General features: G+C 46.5%; 17 protein-coding genes. 3 read left to right on the forward strand and 14 right to left on the reverse strand.

What is annotated here, in order from left to right:
• Nucleotides 1-24: 24 nt before the first annotated feature.
• Nucleotides 25-282: a YlbG family protein gene (locus B3G15_RS09305; RefSeq protein WP_023468818.1), complete on the reverse strand. Its 258-nt coding sequence runs from the start codon at nucleotides 280-282 to the stop codon at nucleotides 25-27.
• A 24-nt stretch (nucleotides 283-306) separates the two neighbouring features.
• Entirely contained in the window at nucleotides 307-747 is a 441-nt protein-coding gene (locus tag B3G15_RS09310; protein ID WP_029342155.1) for a YlbF family regulator, read from the reverse strand.
• Between the two features lie 101 nt (nucleotides 748-848).
• Between B3G15_RS09310 and B3G15_RS09315 the strand changes: the two genes are divergently transcribed.
• Both B3G15_RS09315 and B3G15_RS09320 read left to right on the forward strand, forming a co-directional pair.
• On the forward strand, nucleotides 849-1,616 hold the full coding sequence (locus B3G15_RS09315) for an ATP-grasp domain-containing protein (protein WP_251138265.1): 768 nt from the start codon (nucleotides 849-851) through the stop codon (nucleotides 1,614-1,616).
• Between the two features lie 110 nt (nucleotides 1,617-1,726).
• Nucleotides 1,727-2,077 (forward strand): YugN family protein, encoded by a 351-nt coding sequence (locus B3G15_RS09320; protein ID WP_023468821.1) that lies wholly within the window; start codon nucleotides 1,727-1,729, stop codon nucleotides 2,075-2,077.
• Nucleotides 2,078-2,223: 146 nt separating this feature from the next.
• Here the strand turns inward: B3G15_RS09320 and B3G15_RS09325 are convergent, their stop codons facing one another.
• The 9 genes from B3G15_RS09325 to cyoE all read right to left on the reverse strand — a co-directional run bounded on the left by B3G15_RS09325 (nucleotide 2,224) and on the right by cyoE (nucleotide 9,517).
• Nucleotides 2,224-2,481, reverse strand: coding sequence for a hypothetical protein (locus B3G15_RS09325; RefSeq protein WP_023468822.1), 258 nt, complete (start codon nucleotides 2,479-2,481; stop codon nucleotides 2,224-2,226).
• Between the two features lie 6 nt (nucleotides 2,482-2,487).
• Complete coding sequence (locus B3G15_RS09330; RefSeq protein WP_023468823.1) at nucleotides 2,488-3,093, reverse strand: SCO family protein; 606 nt, start codon at nucleotides 3,091-3,093, stop codon at nucleotides 2,488-2,490.
• Nucleotides 3,094-3,105: 12 nt separating this feature from the next.
• Nucleotides 3,106-3,567: a DUF420 domain-containing protein gene (locus tag B3G15_RS09335; RefSeq protein WP_023468824.1), complete on the reverse strand. Its 462-nt coding sequence runs from the start codon at nucleotides 3,565-3,567 to the stop codon at nucleotides 3,106-3,108.
• Nucleotides 3,568-3,585: 18 nt separating this feature from the next.
• On the reverse strand, nucleotides 3,586-4,491 hold the full coding sequence (gene ctaG, locus B3G15_RS09340; RefSeq protein ID WP_023468825.1) for a cytochrome c oxidase assembly factor CtaG: 906 nt from the start codon (nucleotides 4,489-4,491) through the stop codon (nucleotides 3,586-3,588).
• Nucleotides 4,492-4,622: 131 nt separating this feature from the next.
• Nucleotides 4,623-4,952: a cytochrome C oxidase subunit IV family protein gene (locus tag B3G15_RS09345; protein ID WP_064299605.1), complete on the reverse strand. Its 330-nt coding sequence runs from the start codon at nucleotides 4,950-4,952 to the stop codon at nucleotides 4,623-4,625.
• A gap of 1 nt (nucleotide 4,953) precedes the next feature.
• Nucleotides 4,954-5,583 (reverse strand): cytochrome c oxidase subunit 3, encoded by a 630-nt coding sequence (locus B3G15_RS09350; RefSeq protein WP_023468827.1) that lies wholly within the window; start codon nucleotides 5,581-5,583, stop codon nucleotides 4,954-4,956.
• A 1-nt stretch (nucleotide 5,584) separates the two neighbouring features.
• Complete coding sequence (gene ctaD / locus B3G15_RS09355; protein ID WP_029342162.1) at nucleotides 5,585-7,453, reverse strand: cytochrome c oxidase subunit I; 1,869 nt, start codon at nucleotides 7,451-7,453, stop codon at nucleotides 5,585-5,587.
• Nucleotides 7,454-7,488: 35 nt separating this feature from the next.
• Nucleotides 7,489-8,520 (reverse strand): cytochrome c oxidase subunit II, encoded by a 1,032-nt coding sequence (coxB, locus tag B3G15_RS09360; RefSeq protein ID WP_081637364.1) that lies wholly within the window; start codon nucleotides 8,518-8,520, stop codon nucleotides 7,489-7,491.
• Nucleotides 8,521-8,584: 64 nt separating this feature from the next.
• Nucleotides 8,585-9,517 carry a heme o synthase gene (cyoE, locus tag B3G15_RS09365; protein ID WP_023468830.1) on the reverse strand — a complete coding sequence of 311 codons (933 nt, stop codon included), beginning with the start codon at nucleotides 9,515-9,517 and terminating at the stop codon, nucleotides 8,585-8,587.
• 325 nt (nucleotides 9,518-9,842) lie between these two features.
• On the opposite strand from cyoE, the gene B3G15_RS09370 reads away from it, so the two are divergent.
• The gene (locus tag B3G15_RS09370; protein WP_023468831.1) at nucleotides 9,843-10,736 is read left to right on the forward strand and encodes a COX15/CtaA family protein; all 894 of its coding nucleotides are present in this window, start codon (nucleotides 9,843-9,845) and stop codon (nucleotides 10,734-10,736) included.
• Between the two features lie 47 nt (nucleotides 10,737-10,783).
• Here B3G15_RS09370 and B3G15_RS09375 read toward each other — a convergent pair whose 3' ends face one another.
• From B3G15_RS09375 to B3G15_RS09385, 3 genes are all read right to left on the reverse strand, one after another.
• Nucleotides 10,784-12,139, reverse strand: a complete 1,356-nt coding sequence (locus B3G15_RS09375) for a cryptochrome/photolyase family protein (protein ID WP_290720285.1) — start codon at nucleotides 12,137-12,139, stop codon at nucleotides 10,784-10,786.
• A gap of 75 nt (nucleotides 12,140-12,214) precedes the next feature.
• Entirely contained in the window at nucleotides 12,215-15,649 is a 3,435-nt protein-coding gene (locus B3G15_RS09380) for a pyruvate carboxylase (RefSeq protein ID WP_290720287.1), read from the reverse strand.
• Nucleotides 15,642-16,913 (reverse strand): FtsW/RodA/SpoVE family cell cycle protein, encoded by a 1,272-nt coding sequence (locus B3G15_RS09385; RefSeq protein ID WP_290720290.1) that lies wholly within the window; start codon nucleotides 16,911-16,913, stop codon nucleotides 15,642-15,644. The genes B3G15_RS09380 and B3G15_RS09385 overlap by 8 nt, the downstream gene beginning before the upstream one ends.
• Nucleotides 16,914-16,927 lie beyond the last annotated feature (14 nt).

The raw sequence follows: 16,927 nt of genomic DNA on the forward strand, positions 1-16,927 counted from the left end.
AGGATGTCCTCATCGCTCCATGGATTATGCTTCTTCTGGCATTTTACCTTTTTTGTTCGCGAACGTCTCCGTGATGAACGGTCGTTCTGAACGTTTGATCGATTCGACGAACGGGAGAGTCGAAATGACTTCCATCACCTGTTCATGCTGATCTAAATCGACATACAGATGAACGTATCGTTCACGTTTAGACGTAAAGTAGACGTTCCCGTAACGGCGTAATTGACGGGATGCTTTCATCGCATTGACATAGACGATGAGTCCCACTCGTTCCTTGATCACGCCAGCCTACCCCCTTCACCTTCGTTATCCGCTACAGCTACAGCTGCCACCGGTCGAACAACCTCCAGCGCATCCTTGATCGAAGAAAGGATTTCCCGTCGGTACTTTAATTTGCGGTGATACTTCCCCAGCGAGCTTCAGACTGATTTGTCCGAGTAACGTCTCGAGTTGTTTTTCCGCCTTTTTAAACTGCGCGACTTCCTCTTGTAAATCAAGTCGCCGTTTGACTTCATGGACCTTTTTCGTGATCGTCTGATAGTCAGGATGATACCGTCCGAATCGCTGTACGAGTTCGTAGTCCTCCTTGACTTGATGAAAATCGCGAATGACAGCCTGTGCCTCTACTGACTCTTGCTGTGCTTGTTTCGCACATCTATATGCTTGCCCCGTTTCACTTTGAGCGAGAGATCGAATGAGGTCTTCCGCTGCGTTGATGAGGTCAATCGTCTTATCGGTATATATCACAACGAATCTCCTCCTTAACTTTACCATCTTATCATAACATTTCTCTCCCTCCTAGCCTGTTGAATTGTGTATAATTTGTTCAGAAGGAAGGAATGAACTTTATGCAACTGCTCTCTTTTAATATGTTCCGGACGATTGGAATCAAGACGGAACATGCCAAATCAGATTATCACTTTGATTCCTTAAAAAAAATCGAACAGGCGGATGTCGTCCTGTTCCCGGAATACTGGCAAATCCACTCAATCATCTACGGAATGAAAAAACCGATTTTCCCGTCGGCTGCTACGTTCCACTTAGGTCATGACAAGATCGAGATGACGCGGATTTTTCAAACCGTCATTCCGGATAACATCCCTCGGACCGGCATCTATGGAAAAAATGAATTCACCGTCGAACGTGTCTTACGTGAATTCTCGTTTCCGTTCGTTGCGAAGACAGTCCGTAGCTCCATGGGACAAGGTGTCCATCTCATCAAAAATGAAACAGACTGGAAGAAATACACGGATACACACGAGACGTTCTACATTCAAGAGTACATTCCGAATGAGAAGGACTTACGTGTCGTCGTCGTCGGTGATCAAGTCCTTGCTGCGTACTGGCGCGTCGGTGGTGCTCAGTTCTTAAATAACGTCGCTCAAGGTGGTGTCCTTGATTTTAATGATGTGCCACAAGGGGCAATCGACTTCGTACTCGCTCTTGCGAAACAGCTCGATATCGATCACGCCGGTTTTGATCTCATCATCCGTGACGGACAGTGGTACGTTCTTGAGTTCAATGTCTTCTTCGGTGGAGAAGGACTGAATCACCTTGGTATCCACGCACCGGATACGATTCTTGAATATGTCGAACGAAAATATGGAAGTTCATGAATTCTTCAAAATGACTTCACATCTTTTACGTCATCGTTTCATTCATTATGGTATGATAGTTTGGAAAGACTAGTATCTACTAGCAAACTGGGGTATAGGGGGATTCAAACATGAAGTTTGAACAATATGGTATTGAAGGCAAGGAACTGAAGTTCGGTCTTCTCGAAACAATCATGGAACATCACCGCTTCGTTCGTGAAGGACAATGGGATTACGAACGCGCGATGTACGACATGAAGTATGAAAAACAATCAACAGGTGAAGTATTCTACCTGCGTGTTCCTGTCTATGCGATCCAAGGTGAGATTGAAGACCGCCATGCTGTCGTTCGTATGATGACACCACTTCTCGGTAAACACTACTATCCACACGGTGTCGAGTATGATGAGACGTTCCCTCCGGAAATCGTCAAAGACTGCGAACGTCGTTTAGCAGCATTGCTCGAAACACTCGAAAAATAAGATCCACACGTAGAGGTTCCAATTAAGGAGCCTCTATTTTTTGTTTTTCATTCCAAACAAAAAAGCTAACGACCTCGCATCATCTACGAAGTCATTAGCTGTTCTGTCCACCTGATTGTTATTCTTTAATACACACGAAATAGCTTTTAACGCGCGACGAATTGTACATAAGATACGACATCGTCTCCGAGCTGAATCCCAAGCTGCTCGCGTACATGAAGATAAAGTGCGTGAAGTGACGTTGCCGGTGCATTGACCTTTACGCTAAATGCAATCTCTTCCCGGTCCATCCGTTTGATCCGGGAGTGATGGATTCCATAATCCTCGATCGCACAAGCAAGTAATTCCTCGATGGCTTGAATAGAGACGGTAACATCTCCTTGCATGTACTCTTCATAAGTCATCTACCTTCACTCCTTTGCTAATTGTGTGACCGAAGACATGACCTCTTCTAAGTCGACCGGTTCATCCGGCGTCTTCGCCATAGACGAAATCGCCCGTACTTTATTCTCACGGTCCAAAATGAACATTTGTGTTCCGTGTGTCACTAAGCCGCTCTCAGCCTTCGAGTAATAGAAATTCAACTGACGTGTCAAACGATCGATGACGACTGGATCTCCCGTCAATACTCTCCATCCTTTGGCATCTGCTTCAAAGTTCGAAGCATACTTTTTCAAGACTTTCGGTGTATCCACTTTTGGATCAACCGTCACTGCGACGAGTTCGACGTCACTTCCGTACAATTCTTCGCTCCGAAGCTTTTTCTCAAGCTTACGGTAATCATTTAACGTCAACGGACAAATATCAGGACAGTTCGAGTAGAAGAACGTCAACACTTTGACTTTTCCGTCTTCCGAATTGAATGATTTTCCATCTACGGCATTCGTTAATTCAAATGGTGTCGGTTCAGCGATGACAGGTAACTTTTCTTTCATGAAGAAATAATAATATCCCCCGGCTGCCGCAACTAAGATAAGGACGACGGCAGCGACCGTCAAGTAACTATTCTTTTTCAAGTTGGCTCCCCCTTAATGACTCCAGATCGCCCGGAATACGTTCGTCGTCTCACCCGGATCGTAGACGACATATAGTAAGCAATACACGATCACACCGGTAATGGCTGTCAAAAACCAAACGATTGAGGCAACCGGTCCGATTTTACGGTGACGTGCAAAGTTCTTCTTATACGCGTGATAGAGTGCCATCAAACCGAGCACCCCACCAGATGTCGCAAGAAGGATGTGGAAGATCAAGAATCCTGTGTAGTAGGCTTTGACGGACTCTGGACCGCCAAAGGCTGTGTTACCGAGCAGAATCGTCCGCAAGGCATACATGATGAAGAATAATAAAGCGAGTGCAGCTGCAATCGTCATCACGGTTTGGTGAGCTTTCATGTTACGACGCGTTTGGGCGATCAAAAACCAGCCAATCGCTACGAAAATCGCACTGATGACAATCAGCGACACACAAATCAACGGCAAATAACTCATGTTCCAACTTCCTCCAATTTAATCCGCTTTTGGTGTGAAGGACATGCCTTCATCCACGGCAGTACTTTTTGAACGGCGCACCCATGTAAAGAAGGTCAGTCCGAAGAATAGACCATACACGAGTTCTTGACCGAGCTTCATGAGGACACCACCAAAGCGTTGGTCCTCTAATAAGTCATCTGTCGTTCCGAGCAATCGTTCCAGGTTCAATCCGCTTAAATCATTGTTCGGCATACAGTAAGCGAGTACTTTCGCGAACGTCGCCGGATCCTGATACGCTTGATACTGAAAACTTTGACTGAAGATCATGAAGGCACAGGCTGGTGTCAACAACACACCATTTGCCACGATATAGACCATCTTCTTCAGGTCAGAAAGACTGTCCGCCTCATTGACCGGTGCAATGATCGGATACCACATCGTCATACTCAAGAAAATCAATGTTCCGTGGAACAGACGGTGAACGGTATAGTTCGTCAAGACATAATCAAAAATAAATGGCATGTGATAGAACGTAAACAAGGCATTAAAGACGACAAGTGCAATCAGCGGCTTGATGAAGAAGCGAAGAATCCTCCCAAGATACGGTGTATCGAACAAGCGCTTATAAAGCCACTCTGGTATCGCAATCAACAAGAGCGGCGGTGCGACCATATAGACGAATACCATCTGCAGCATGTGTGCTGAGAACGTGATATGTGCTAGCAGGTCTAACGGACTTCCAAAACCGATATAAAAAACGATCAATGCTGCGAGCATCGAAAACTTTTGCCCAAGCGTTGTTTCCGGCTCATCCGGACGACGCAACTTTTCTGTCACGACAGCATATAGGATATACAATCCAACGAGTATCAACGCATAATACGGACTCCATAAGACAGTCCATTCGAATTGCGAAAGTGCTCCTCTTAAATTGCCTAACATATTTTTTCACCCCGTTCCTTTCTCTTACAAACTAAGATTACCGTTCCCCTATTTCATTGTAAAGGTTTCTCATAAAACGATTCCAAAATAAAAGACCATCCTGCTAAACGTTAGCAGAATGGTCACATTTCTTACCAGATCAATAGACGAAGCGTCGCAACAATCGTCAAGGCGACGAATACACCGAGACCCATCATGACTTTGATCCATGTGTTGCCTTTATTGTTCATGTGCATGAACATATAAAGTTGAAGATAAACTTGAACGATGGCCATGATGATCAAGAAACCACCAGCTGCCCAGTGCGGCATGAGCTCAGCCATGACAGCACCGAACGCGATGAGTGTCAAGACGATCATGAGCGCGAAACTGATGAGTTGCAGTTGTGTCTCGCGACTACGTTCCGCTTTCATCTCGAGTTCGATTTGATTACGCGTAAGTTGTGGTTCGTGTTTTTCCATCTTATTTCACCATCCCCATGAGGTAGACGACTGAGAAGATAAAGACCCAGACGACGTCAATGAAGTGCCAGTAAAGACTTGAAACATAGTACTTCGGCGCGTTCACGACCGTGATGCCACGGTTCCAGTTCCGGATGAGAAGCGTCGAGATCCAGAGAAGACCGAACAAGACGTGCGCACCGTGGAATCCGACGAGTGTATAGAAGGCAGAACCAAATGCACTCGATGTGAACGTGTGACCAATGTGGTAGTAGTGATTGAACTCATAAATCTCACCACTTAAGAATCCAAGACCGAGAAGTAATGTGATGATGAGCCAAAGCTTCATCTTTTTCACATCATTACGTTTCATTGCCATCATGGCAAGAACGCTTGTTAATGAACTCGTCAAGAGAAGCATCGTCATGATGAAGACGAGACCCATTTCGAAGATGTCATAACTGCGTAGACCTTCTTTTGCACCGGAGTTATGAAGTCCGATGTATGTTCCGAAGAGAGAGGCGAACAAAGTCGTCTCTCCTCCAAGGAAGAACCAGAAGGCTACATATTTATTCTTACCCTCAAGTGTTGCTTTTTCAACATGATCCGGAATACCCGTGATCGGGTTATTCGGTACTGAATGATGACCCATCTTACTTCGCCTCCTTTTCTGCTTCAAGGCGTAGATCTTCTTCGACGACTGATTTCGGGATGTAGTATCCTTCATCATCGATCCAAGAACGGAAGAACATCGCGATCAATGTCATCGCAAGACCAATCAAGGCAACAACAAGACCAACAGTTCCATAGTCTAGGCGAAGAATGAATCCGAGACCTGCGAGGAATAGACCGACTGACATGACGAATGGCAAGATCGTGTTGTTCGGCATGTGGATATCGCCGACTTCTTCCGATACAGAAACTGTTTTGTTTCCTGCCATTTTTTCGAGCCAATACGTATCCAAACCTTTGACGAGTGGGATTTGAGCGAAGTTATACTCTGGAGTTGGAACTGGAAGTGTCCACTCAAGTGTACGTCCATCTCCCCAGACGTCGCGTTTTACATATTCTTTTGACATCAATGCTGCTGCAATCGAAATGACGAGAACGATCGTCGACACACCCATGAAGGCTGCACCGATTGATGAAAGTAAGTTCATTGTTTCCCAGCCTTGGTTTGGCAAGTACGTGAAGACACGACGTGGCATACCTGTAAGACCAAGAATATGTTGCGGGAAGAACGTCAAGTGGAAGCCGATGAAGAACAACCAGAATTGAATTTTTCCCCAGAATTCGTTGAGCTGTTTCCCGAACATGAGTGGGAACCAGTAGTAAAGACCTGCGAAGAGACCGAAGACAACCCCACCAACGATAACGTAGTGGAAGTGAGCTACTACGAAGTAACTGTCATGGTACTGGTAATCGGCAGGTGCAACAGAAAGCATGACCCCTGTCATACCACCAACAAGGAATGATGGAATGAACGCGACCGAATAAAGCATTGCGACTGGGAACGTCAACTTACCGCCCCATAGCGTAAAGAGCCAGTTAAAGATCTTGACCCCTGTCGGTACAGCAATCGCCATCGTTGCTACGGCGAAGATCGCGTTTGCGACCGGACCGAGACCAACTGTGAACATGTGGTGGACCCAAACCATGAATCCAAGGAAACCGATCAACATCGTCGCAAAGACCATCGTCGTGTAACCGAAGAGACGCTTACGAGCAAATGTAGGAATGATTTCAGAGAAAATACCGAATGCCGGTAAGATCAAGATATAAACTTCCGGGTGACCGAAGATCCAGAAGAGGTGTTCCCAGATGACGATATTCCCGCCCGCTGCCGGGTCGAAGAAGTGCGCTCCGAAGAGTCGCTCGAACGTCAAGAGGAACAATCCAACCGTAAGTGGTGGGAATGCGAAAACGATCAAGGCAGAAGCAACGAATGCTGTCCATGTGAAGAGCGGCATCCGCATCAGTTTCATACCTGGTGCACGCATGTTCAAAATCGTAACGAGGAAGTTAATCCCCCCCATAAGTGTACCGAAACCAGAAATCTGAAGACCTAGAGCGTAGAAGTCTACACCGAGAGACTCAGGTACCGTCGAGAGTGGTGCGTATGCAGTCCACCCTGCGTTCGGTGCAGCGCCGAAGAACCAAGAAAGGTTCAACAAGACTCCACCGAAGAAGAACAACCAGAAACCAAGTGCATTCAAGAATGGGAACGCAACGTCACGTGCCCCGATTTGAAGCGGTACTGCTGCGTTCATGTATCCGATCAACATCGGCATCGCTGCCAAGAAGATCATCGTCGTACCGTGCATCGTGATCAATTGGTTAAAGAGTTCACCGCTGACGAAATCGTTCATCGGTTTAATCAATTGAAAACGAATCATTAGGGCTTCTACGCCACCGACTAGAAGGAAGAACAATCCAGACATGATGTAGAGAATCCCGATTTTCTTATGGTCGACTGTCGTTAGCCAGTCCATGATGCCGCTTTTTTTCTGCGGCATACCCATAGTATGTGTCCCCACTATGATTCCCCCTTAAAAAATTATTGGAGCTTTTTGTCCAATAGATAATCTGCCAATTCGCTCAATTCTTCATCGCTGATCTGATCTTCAGAGAATCCAGGCATTTTCGTACCTTGTTTCTCTTTTTGTGGATCGCGAATCCATTTTTCGAGGTTTTCTTTATCATGATCGAGGTAACCCGCGATACGCTGACGATCACCGAAGTTCGTCAAGCTAGGTGCGACTTTCCCGCCACCATGACAGCTGAGACAGTTCTGGGCATAGACTTTCTCGCCAGTCGTCCAGTTCTTTTCATTCTTTTTATCAAGCTGCTTCGTCTCTGCTTCTTTCGCAGCTTTCATATCTTTTAACCAGTTGTCATAGTCGTCTTGTTCAAGTGCGACGACTTTGAAGTCCATCAATGCGTGAGAAGGACCACACAACTCGGCACATTTACCGTAGTAAGTGCCTGCTTCTTTTGCTTGTAACCACATTTCGTTCTCAAGACCTGGGTTCGTATCTGTTTTACCAGAAAGAGCTGGTACCCAGAATGAGTGAATGACGTCTTTAGACGTCAAGTTAACAGCAACACGTTTACCGACTGGAATGACAAGTTCTTGTCCTGTCGAAACACCTTTGTCTGGGTATTCGAACTCCCACCAGTAGAGGTTTGCTGTAACGTTGATTTGTTCGTTTTTCTTCGCTTCTTTTGCATCTGCGAGTTCAACCGTTGTTTTGATCGTAGGAATTGCAAGCACGATCAAAAGAAGAATCGGAATGACTGTCCAGATGATTTCAAGCGTATGGTTCCCTTCGACTTGCTTCGGAACCGTGTTATCACCTGATTTACGACGGAATTTCATAAGTACGTAAATATAAATGACGGCTACGATCGCAAGGACGAACAACATGACCCACAAGCTAAGCTTGATGATCTCAAGTTGCATCTCAGCGCCTTCTCCGCGAGGCTGTAGCGCAGACAATTCCGGAATTCCACAACCTGATAACATGAGTGCCATCAAGCCGATTGGAAGAAGCCGGAAGAGCATTTTTACTGATTTTTTCACAACCATCCCCACTTTCTTTGTCCCCAATTTTGTCTTTCGTAATGGTGTACGTGAATTATGTCAAATCGTTTTAGAGAGAAACGAGTACGACCGTCACGATCCAAGCCGTGAAATAAAACAGTGAGAAGAAGAACATCTTCGACGCCCATTTGATTTCGGCTTGTTCATCTTGGATCTTCAGACCTTTCAGTCCCATATAGAGCCAATATCCACCGAGCAATGCCATGACGATCATGTAGATGATGCCATAGTGTGCTAAGAGGAGTGATGATGGAATGAGTACTGCAATCCACCATACAATTTGTCGTTTCGTGATCGCGAATCCGTTTACGACAGGTAACATCGGGATACCTGCTGCCCGATACTCCTCTGTCCGTCGCATCGCGAGTGCAAGGAAATGTGGTGGTTGCCACACGAACATGATGAGGAATAAAATCCACGCATCAATGTGAAGCGTCGGAGTGACTGCCGCAAATCCAATGATTGGTGGCACAGCTCCTGATATACCACCTACGACTGTATTGATCGTGTGCGTCCGCTTTAACCACATCGTATAAATCACGACGTAAACGAATGATCCGATCAATCCGAACACTGCCGCCACATGGTTGACGATCAACAACAATACCGTACCGGTCGCAAGAATACCGAGTCCTAGTGCGAGTATCCGCTGTCCATCCATCTTCCCAGTAACGCTTGGTCTTCCCATCGTCCGTTCCATCTTGTAATCGATGTCCCGGTCAATGTAGTTATTGAGGTAGCAACTTCCGGCAATGACCAATCCACTCCCGAGAAGCGTCCACAGTAACATCCACTTGGTTTGCCACAGATACAACAGGACATCATCCGTTATGTATGATGCTGCTACGACATACCCCGCGAAGACCGTAATCAGATTGGCACGGACAATCCCCATTTTTGCTAGGGTAATATAGTCCTTGAATGTCGGCTGATCCGCTTGCTCGATCGCCATATCCAGTGCCTCTCCAGTAACTTTCGCCATGCTGTTCCCTCCTTTTCACCGTCTGCTTCCGTTTAGCACCTAGGCTTCACGTAATTTCTTCACAGAAATAACACAGACATGCCACGAAACGTCCTTTTCTCTATAAAAGATACCACATATCGAGGACCGTGACGTATGAAAATACTTTCGACATAATGAACAAAATGTGAAATCTATGTGATTTTCATCACAGTTCACCATATTTACCTAATACTAGAATAGCGTTGTTCTAAAAGATTGCAACCCTTTCAGTACTTTTTATGCGATACTAGACCTATGGAAATCCATGTATTTCGTATTTTTTTAGAAAGGTGGTGTCCAAATCTTGAATCGAAAACTTTCGATGTTTTCAGCCTTCGTCACGTTTACGATGATGATCGTCTTACTGATGGGTGGGACAGTCACAAAAACGGATTCGGGAGATGGTTGCGGAACGGATTGGCCACTCTGTCACGGGGAACTCATTCCGACGAACCCAAGTGTTGAAACGATGATTGAATATAGTCACCGCGCTGTGACTGGAGTCGTTGGACTCTTAATCATCGCCTTATGTCTCTGGACGCTCGTTGCCTTCAAGGATCGATTAGATACGAAGATCTTTGCGTTTCTTGCTTTCATCTTCATGTTGATTCAATCGATCGTCGGTGCTGGAGCAGTCGTTTGGCAACAATCAGACCTCGTCATGGCGTTACATTTCGGGATTTCATTGATCTCCTTTGCTTCGCTATTGATTTTGACATTGTTGATCATGGAGCGTCCGGGTCAGGAATTCAGGGAATCTGTCCCAGCATTCTTACGGAAGCTCTTGTACGGTCTACTCATTTATACGCTGATCGTCGTTTATACGGGTGCTTACGTACGCCATGTCGGCGCTACATATGCTTGCGTTGGTTGGCCTGTCTGTTCTCAACCTTCCATGACGTTCGAAGCGTGGGTGCAGATGATTCACCGGATCATGGCAGGATTACTGTTCCTGTTCACCTTATTCGTCCATGTCGTTGCGATTCGCTTAAAGCATCGGACGACAACGATTGGTATGGCGTTCGCGACGTTCTTCATCTCGTGCCAAGTCGCCACTGGGGCTTGGATTGTTCTTGGTGGACATGCAACGTATGTGCCGTTACTCCACGCCTTCTTGATCACATGTTACTTCGGGGTCTTATCTTACTTGACGTACCATGCATTCCGAACGCGTAAGGCAAATAGTCGTCTTCAATAAGGTCGTAAAAAAAGGATGTTCCTCAAGCGAGGAACATCCTTTTTTCATTATTTGAATCGAGCAATCGCACGCTTTCGCGCTTCGTCATGTGCGACGATTGGTTCTGGATAGCCATAATCCTTGCGTTGCTCAGCAGTCGGTTCATGAATATACTGCTTTGATAAATCCTTGATTTCCGTGACATACTTTCGAATGAACGCTCCATCCTTATCGAACTTCTTCGATTGAGTCGTCGGATTGAAGACGCGGAAGTACGGGACGGCATCCGTTCCGACCGATGCTGCCCATTGCCAACCCCCGATGTTTGATGCTGCTTCATAATCAACGAGTTTCTGCTGGAAATATTGTTCGCCTTTCTGCCAATCGACCAACAAGTCTTTTGTCAGGAAAGAAGCGACGATCATCCGTAGACGATTATGCATCCACCCCGTTTGATTCAATTGCCGCATCGCTGCATCAACGATCGGATAGCCCGTTTTGCCTTCACACCACGCCTTGAAGCCCTCTTCATCGTTCTCCCATTCGATTTCCCGATATTGCGTATTGACGGCTTGTCGTTTTGATTCCGGGAAATGCATTAAAATCATGTAATAGAATTCACGCCAGATGAGTTCGGTGATGAAAGTCTGTTTCCCTTTTGATTCTTTTGCCTCCTGAACAGCCGCATAGACGGTCCGAATGCCGATTTCTCCAGTCCGTAAATAGCGAGAAAGTAAACTCGTACCGTCGACAGCAGGAAGATCACGGTTCTCTTCGTAGCCTGCAAGCGATTGTTCGACGAATTTCTTCAAGCGTTGTTTCGCCTGCTTTTCACCAGGATGGAAGACGGCTTCCGACTCTGCCTTTTTAAAATAAGCGTTGATGAAACTATTATCGTGCTGACGCTTTTGATAATGATCCCGCAGCGTTTGCCACTTGACTTCATATGGTGCAGGAATGTCTTTTTTCATGAATGCATTCTTATATGGCGTGAACACTTTATAGAACTTTCCATCTTGCTTTTTAATGTCATGCGGGTGAAGAAGATGCCGGTCTAGTAGCCGCTCCGTCTGACGATCTTTACGCTTTTTAATGATTTTTTCATCTCGCGTCTTGAATGGTTCGACATATTCCGCATTAAATAACAAGATGTCCGCATCATCAGTTGCGTCTAAGAAAGCCTGTTCATCCCCTTCGATGAAACGGATCGGCATCTCTTTCTCTTTGCAGGCATCAGAAAACATTTCGAGCGCTTGGAAGAAATATTGTTGCCGTGCTTCATATTCTCCGATGTAATCCGGATTGAGCCAAAAGACGAACTCGACCGTCGCCTTCGGATTTTCATTTAGTAATTCAACAGCACGTGCCAACATGTGGTTATCTTGTAATCGAAAATCACTTCGTACCCAACAAATAATGTTCAATCGTATCCTCTCCCACTACGTATTGAATGAAAAACAGGCAGCCCGCCGAGCGTGCGCCTGTTTTTCGTTGTGACCTTATACGAATTCAATCAGTAAGTCTTGACTCGCGATAGCTTCGCCTTCCTTGACGTGGACGGCTTTGATTTCACCGTCTTCCGGTGCTTGGATCGTCGTTTCCATCTTCATCGCTTCCGTGACGAGGAGTTGCTCTCCTTTACGGACACGTGTACCCGTTTCGACGAGTACCTTCAGCACGCTACCCGGCATTGAGGCACCGATTTGTTTCGCATTGCTTCGATCTGCTTTTGGACGACTTGATGAACTTTCCTTAATACTGATGTCTTTGACTTCGACTTCACGAGGAACACCGTTCATCTCATAATAGATCGTCCGCATACCATGATCGTCTGGCTGACCGATTTGAATCAACTTGAGGTAGAGTGTCTTGCCTCGTTCGATTTCAACCTCGATCGTCTCACCTAGACGCATTCCATGGAAGAACGTATTCGTATCAAGAACAGAGATATCGCCATATCGCGCGACATACGAACTGTAGTCCATGAAGACTTTTGGATAGAGCGCGTAAGCGAGTGCATCAAATTCTGTAACGGGACGTTCAAGTTTTTCGAACAACTCATGTTTGATTGCGTCAAAATTAAGTGGATCCATCATCTTACCTGGACGTTCTGTCAGCGGAGCAGCTCCCTTGAGAATAGCCTGTTGAACGTCTTGCGGGAAACCATCTGGTGGTGTTCCGAGCTCCCCTTTCATCAGTTCGACGACTGAATCCGGGAAATCAAGTCCACTTGCACGGTGCAAGACATCCTCTTCTGTCAGATGATGTTGAACCATGAAGAGTGCCATGTCTCCAACGACTTTTGACGATGGTGTGACTTTGACGATATCGCCAAACAGCATATTGACACGCGCATACATCTCTTTGACTTCAGACCAACGATCCGCAAGTCCAACCGCTTTTGCTTGTTGCTGTAAGTTCGAATACTGTCCACCCGGCATCTCATGGTCGTAGACCGTTGGATTCGGTGCAATCATATCGAGTTCGAATGCTTGATACAGATGACGCACGTCCTGCCAATAATCCGAAATCTGTTCAAACTTCTGTGCTGATACGAGCGGTTGACGTGGATGACCACTTAAGGCATGAATCAAGCTACCACCCGCTGGCTGACTCGTCAGTCCCGACATGCTTGATGCCGCGACGTCTACGACGTCGACACCTGCATCAATCGCACGCGCATACGTATAAATCCCGTTCCCACTCGCATCGTGTGTGTGGAGATGGATTGGTAGCGATACCGCATCTTTAAGTGCTGATACGAGTGCGTAGGCTGCCTCCGGTTTCAAGAGACCCGCCATATCCTTGATGGCAATGATATGAGCGCCGCTTTCTTCCAGTTGTTTCGCCAGATTGACGTAATACGGCAGGTGATATTTCGGTCGATTCGCATCGAATAAATCCCCTGTATAACAGACAGCTGCTTCCGCGATTTTACCTGTCGGCAAGACCGCATCGATGGCAAGTTGAATCGACTCCGGGTTATTCAAGCTATCGAAGATTCGGAAGACGTCGACTCCTGCCTGCGCCGCTTCCTTGACGAACGTGTGAATGACATTGTCCGGATAGTTTTTGTAACCAACGCCGTTCGCACCACGAAGCAACATTTGAATGAGGACGTTCGGCATCTTTTCACGTAATTTCATCAGACGAACCCATGGATCCTCCGACAAGAATCGATACGCGACATCAAACGTCGCGCCTCCCCATGCTTCGACCGAAAACAGTTCAGGGAGCAGTTTCGCCTCCGCTTCGGCGATCGCAACGAGGTCCTTCGTCCGCATCCGAGTCGCAAGGAGCGATTGATGGGCATCACGGAATGTCGTATCCGTCAACAACACATTCTCTTGTGCTGCCAACCACTTCGCAACAGCTTCCGGACCTTCTGCATCGAGGATCGCTTTCGCACCCGGTGTATAGTCTGCCGGAAGATTTTTTGGAATCCGGACGTCACGCGCAAGCGGCTTGTCCAATTTCCCGATTCCCGGGAATCCATTGACAGAAACCTCTCCGATGTACGTCAAGAGCTTCGTTCCCCGGTCTTGGCGTTTCGGGAAGATGAATAATTCCTGTGTATCATCGATGAACGAAGTGTTGTAATCGCCACTAACGAACGCATGGTGTTTCAAGACGTTGCTCAAGAATGGGATATTCGTCTTAATCCCACGGATTCGGAATTCACTTAAGTTTCGACGCATCTTCGCGACCGCTTGGTCATACGTCAAACCGTGTGTCGAGATTTTAACGAGCAACGAATCATAATATGGTGAAATTTCTGCTCCGACATAGGCATTCCCACCATCAAGACGTACTCCAAAACCGCCTGGTGAACGATAGGCCTTGATCTTCCCTGTATCCGGCAAGAAGCCGTTTTCCGGATCTTCTGACGTGATCCGGCTTTGAATCGCAAAACCAAGCATCTTGATGTCTTCTTGTTGCGGAATACCGACGAGGTCACTATGTAACGATTCGCCTTCAGCGACACGAATTTGCGTCTGAACGATATCTACGCCCGTAATCATCTCCGTGATCGTATGCTCGACTTGGACACGTGGATTCACTTCGATGAAGTAAAACGATTCATCTTGTGTCACGAGAAATTCGACCGTACCCGCATTTTCGTATCCGACATGTTTCATCAGTGTGACGGCAGCGTCACAAATCTTTTTACGCCCTTCGTCTGATAGCGTAACACATGGCGCCACTTCGACGACTTTTTGGTGACGACGCTGTACGGAACAATCACGTTCAAACAAATGAATGATGTTCCCATGGGCGTCACCGATGATTTGAACTTCAATATGTTTTGGTCGTTCGATTAGTTTTTCGACGTAAATCTCATCCGAACCGAACGCTTTCAAGGCTTCAGATTTCGCACGTTCGATCATGTCTGGAAGTTCTTCTTCTGTCCGGACGACACGCATTCCGCGTCCACCACCACCAAGCGATGCTTTGACCATGAGTGGATAGCCTGCTTCCTTTGCGAACGCATACGCTTCATCAATGGATGAGATCGGACCATCCGTTCCCGGAATGACAGGAAGACCGGCTTCAATCGCAGTCGTCCGTGCACGTACTTTATCCCCGAACTTATACAGGTGCTCTTCTTGCGGTCCGATGAAGATGATTCCTTCTTCACGGCAACGTTTGGCTAGCTCAATATTCTCAGAGAGGAAACCATAACCAGGATGGATCGCATCACAATCGGCTTTTTTCGCTGTTGCGATGATATCTTCAATGTCGAGATAGGCTTCGATCGGTTTTTTACCTTCTCCGATCCGGTACGCTTCATCGGCTTTATAGCGATGAAGAGAACCCATGTCCTCTCGCGAATAAATGGCAACGGTACGAATACCGAGTTCTGTCGCTGCACGGAAAACGCGAATCGCGATCTCCCCGCGGTTTGCTACGAGAATCTTCTGGATTTTAGTCAACTGATGCTCCCCCTTTAGTTAATGAGCTCGTGGCACTCATCGAACGTGCAGTCTGCACTTCTTTATGATACGCCATCCGATATTTGTTTTGCATGGAAATGTTTGCCATCACACCAAGCATCGTACTCATGACAAGTAACGACGACCCACCGTAACTGATGAATGGCAAGGTGACACCTGTACCTGGAAATAGACCAGACATGGCCGCGATATTGATACATGTCTGGATGAAGATGATACCGGATATCCCGAGAGCGAGCATACTCGAATAAAGCGAGACACACCGATTAGCGATGATCGCCCCTTGAATCATCAGATAGAACAATAGACCGAGTACGACAAGAACCCCGATGAATCCGAGTTCCTCCGAGATGATCGACATGATGTAGTCGGTTTCAGGCTCTGGCAGATAACCATACTTTTGAAAACTATTCCCGAGACCTACTCCGAATAATCCCCCATGGGCAATTGATATGACGGAGTTGATGAGCTGATATCCCTTACCTTCTGCGTCAAGGAAGGGATTTAAACTTGCTTGAATCCGTTGCATCTGATTATCCGAAAAATTATTCCATGCGTACAAGAAGATGATTGGTACGGTGACGACACATAACATGATGTAACCACTAGGTAATCCAACTGCGAATAAAATCATCGCCGAGATGAGTAACAGAATGAACAATCCACCGTCATCCGGTTGCATGCGAATGATGATCGCGTAAGGTGCAAGTAATACAACCATCGGAATCAAGATCCAGTCCGAGAAACTAAGTAAAATCCGTCTTCCTGGAGACGTCGCTGGAATTTGACGATGGATGAAGTGATGGACGATCCCAATCACGCCGTCCATTTTCCCTTTGTGCTTTTGATCAAAATAACTCGCAAGTCCGACGACGAGCACGAATTTACAAAGCTCGATTGGTTGAATCAAGAAGATACCGAAGTTCAACCATGCGCGAGCCCCGTTTAGTGGTGCCGAAAACAGCGTCGCCATCAACATCAACCATGTAATCGCGTACAAGAGTAAACGAATCACTGGTCCACGGAACACCTCATGATTGATTTGTGAAACGAAAAGGAACAGCACGATCGCCATCGCATCAAACATCAACTGCTTCTCAAAGAAGGACGTATTCGCATAATCTCCACCGTTCCACACGCTCGCACTATAGACCATGACCGTACTGATCGCCATGAGGATGAGCATCGTAAAGAAGAGACCATAGTCAAAAAATGCTCGTTTTTCTTTAAACTTCGCTAACATATGTACACGTCCTT

Source organism: Exiguobacterium sp. UBA1053 (assembly GCF_002316465.1).
Taxonomy (GTDB): domain Bacteria; phylum Bacillota; class Bacilli; order Exiguobacteriales; family Exiguobacteriaceae; genus Exiguobacterium_A; species Exiguobacterium_A abrahamii.

Coding starts and splice junctions, on each gene's coding strand:
- B3G15_RS09315 (WP_251138265.1), top strand. CDS start 849: ATGCAACTGCTCTCTTTTAATATGTTCCGGACGATTGGAATCAAGACG.
- B3G15_RS09320 (WP_023468821.1), top strand. CDS start 1,727: ATGAAGTTTGAACAATATGGTATTGAAGGCAAGGAACTGAAGTTCGGT.
- B3G15_RS09325 (WP_023468822.1), bottom strand. CDS start 2,481: ATGACTTATGAAGAGTACATGCAAGGAGATGTTACCGTCTCTATTCAA.
- B3G15_RS09335 (WP_023468824.1), bottom strand. CDS start 3,567: ATGAGTTATTTGCCGTTGATTTGTGTGTCGCTGATTGTCATCAGTGCG.
- ctaG (WP_023468825.1), bottom strand. CDS start 4,491: ATGTTAGGCAATTTAAGAGGAGCACTTTCGCAATTCGAATGGACTGTC.
- B3G15_RS09345 (WP_064299605.1), bottom strand. CDS start 4,952: ATGGAAAAACACGAACCACAACTTACGCGTAATCAAATCGAACTCGAG.
- B3G15_RS09350 (WP_023468827.1), bottom strand. CDS start 5,583: ATGGGTCATCATTCAGTACCGAATAACCCGATCACGGGTATTCCGGAT.
- ctaD (WP_029342162.1), bottom strand. CDS start 7,453: ATGGGTATGCCGCAGAAAAAAAGCGGCATCATGGACTGGCTAACGACA.
- coxB (WP_081637364.1), bottom strand. CDS start 8,520: ATGGTTGTGAAAAAATCAGTAAAAATGCTCTTCCGGCTTCTTCCAATC.
- cyoE (WP_023468830.1), bottom strand. CDS start 9,517: ATGGCGAAAGTTACTGGAGAGGCACTGGATATGGCGATCGAGCAAGCG.
- B3G15_RS09385 (WP_290720290.1), bottom strand. CDS start 16,913: ATGTTAGCGAAGTTTAAAGAAAAACGAGCATTTTTTGACTATGGTCTC.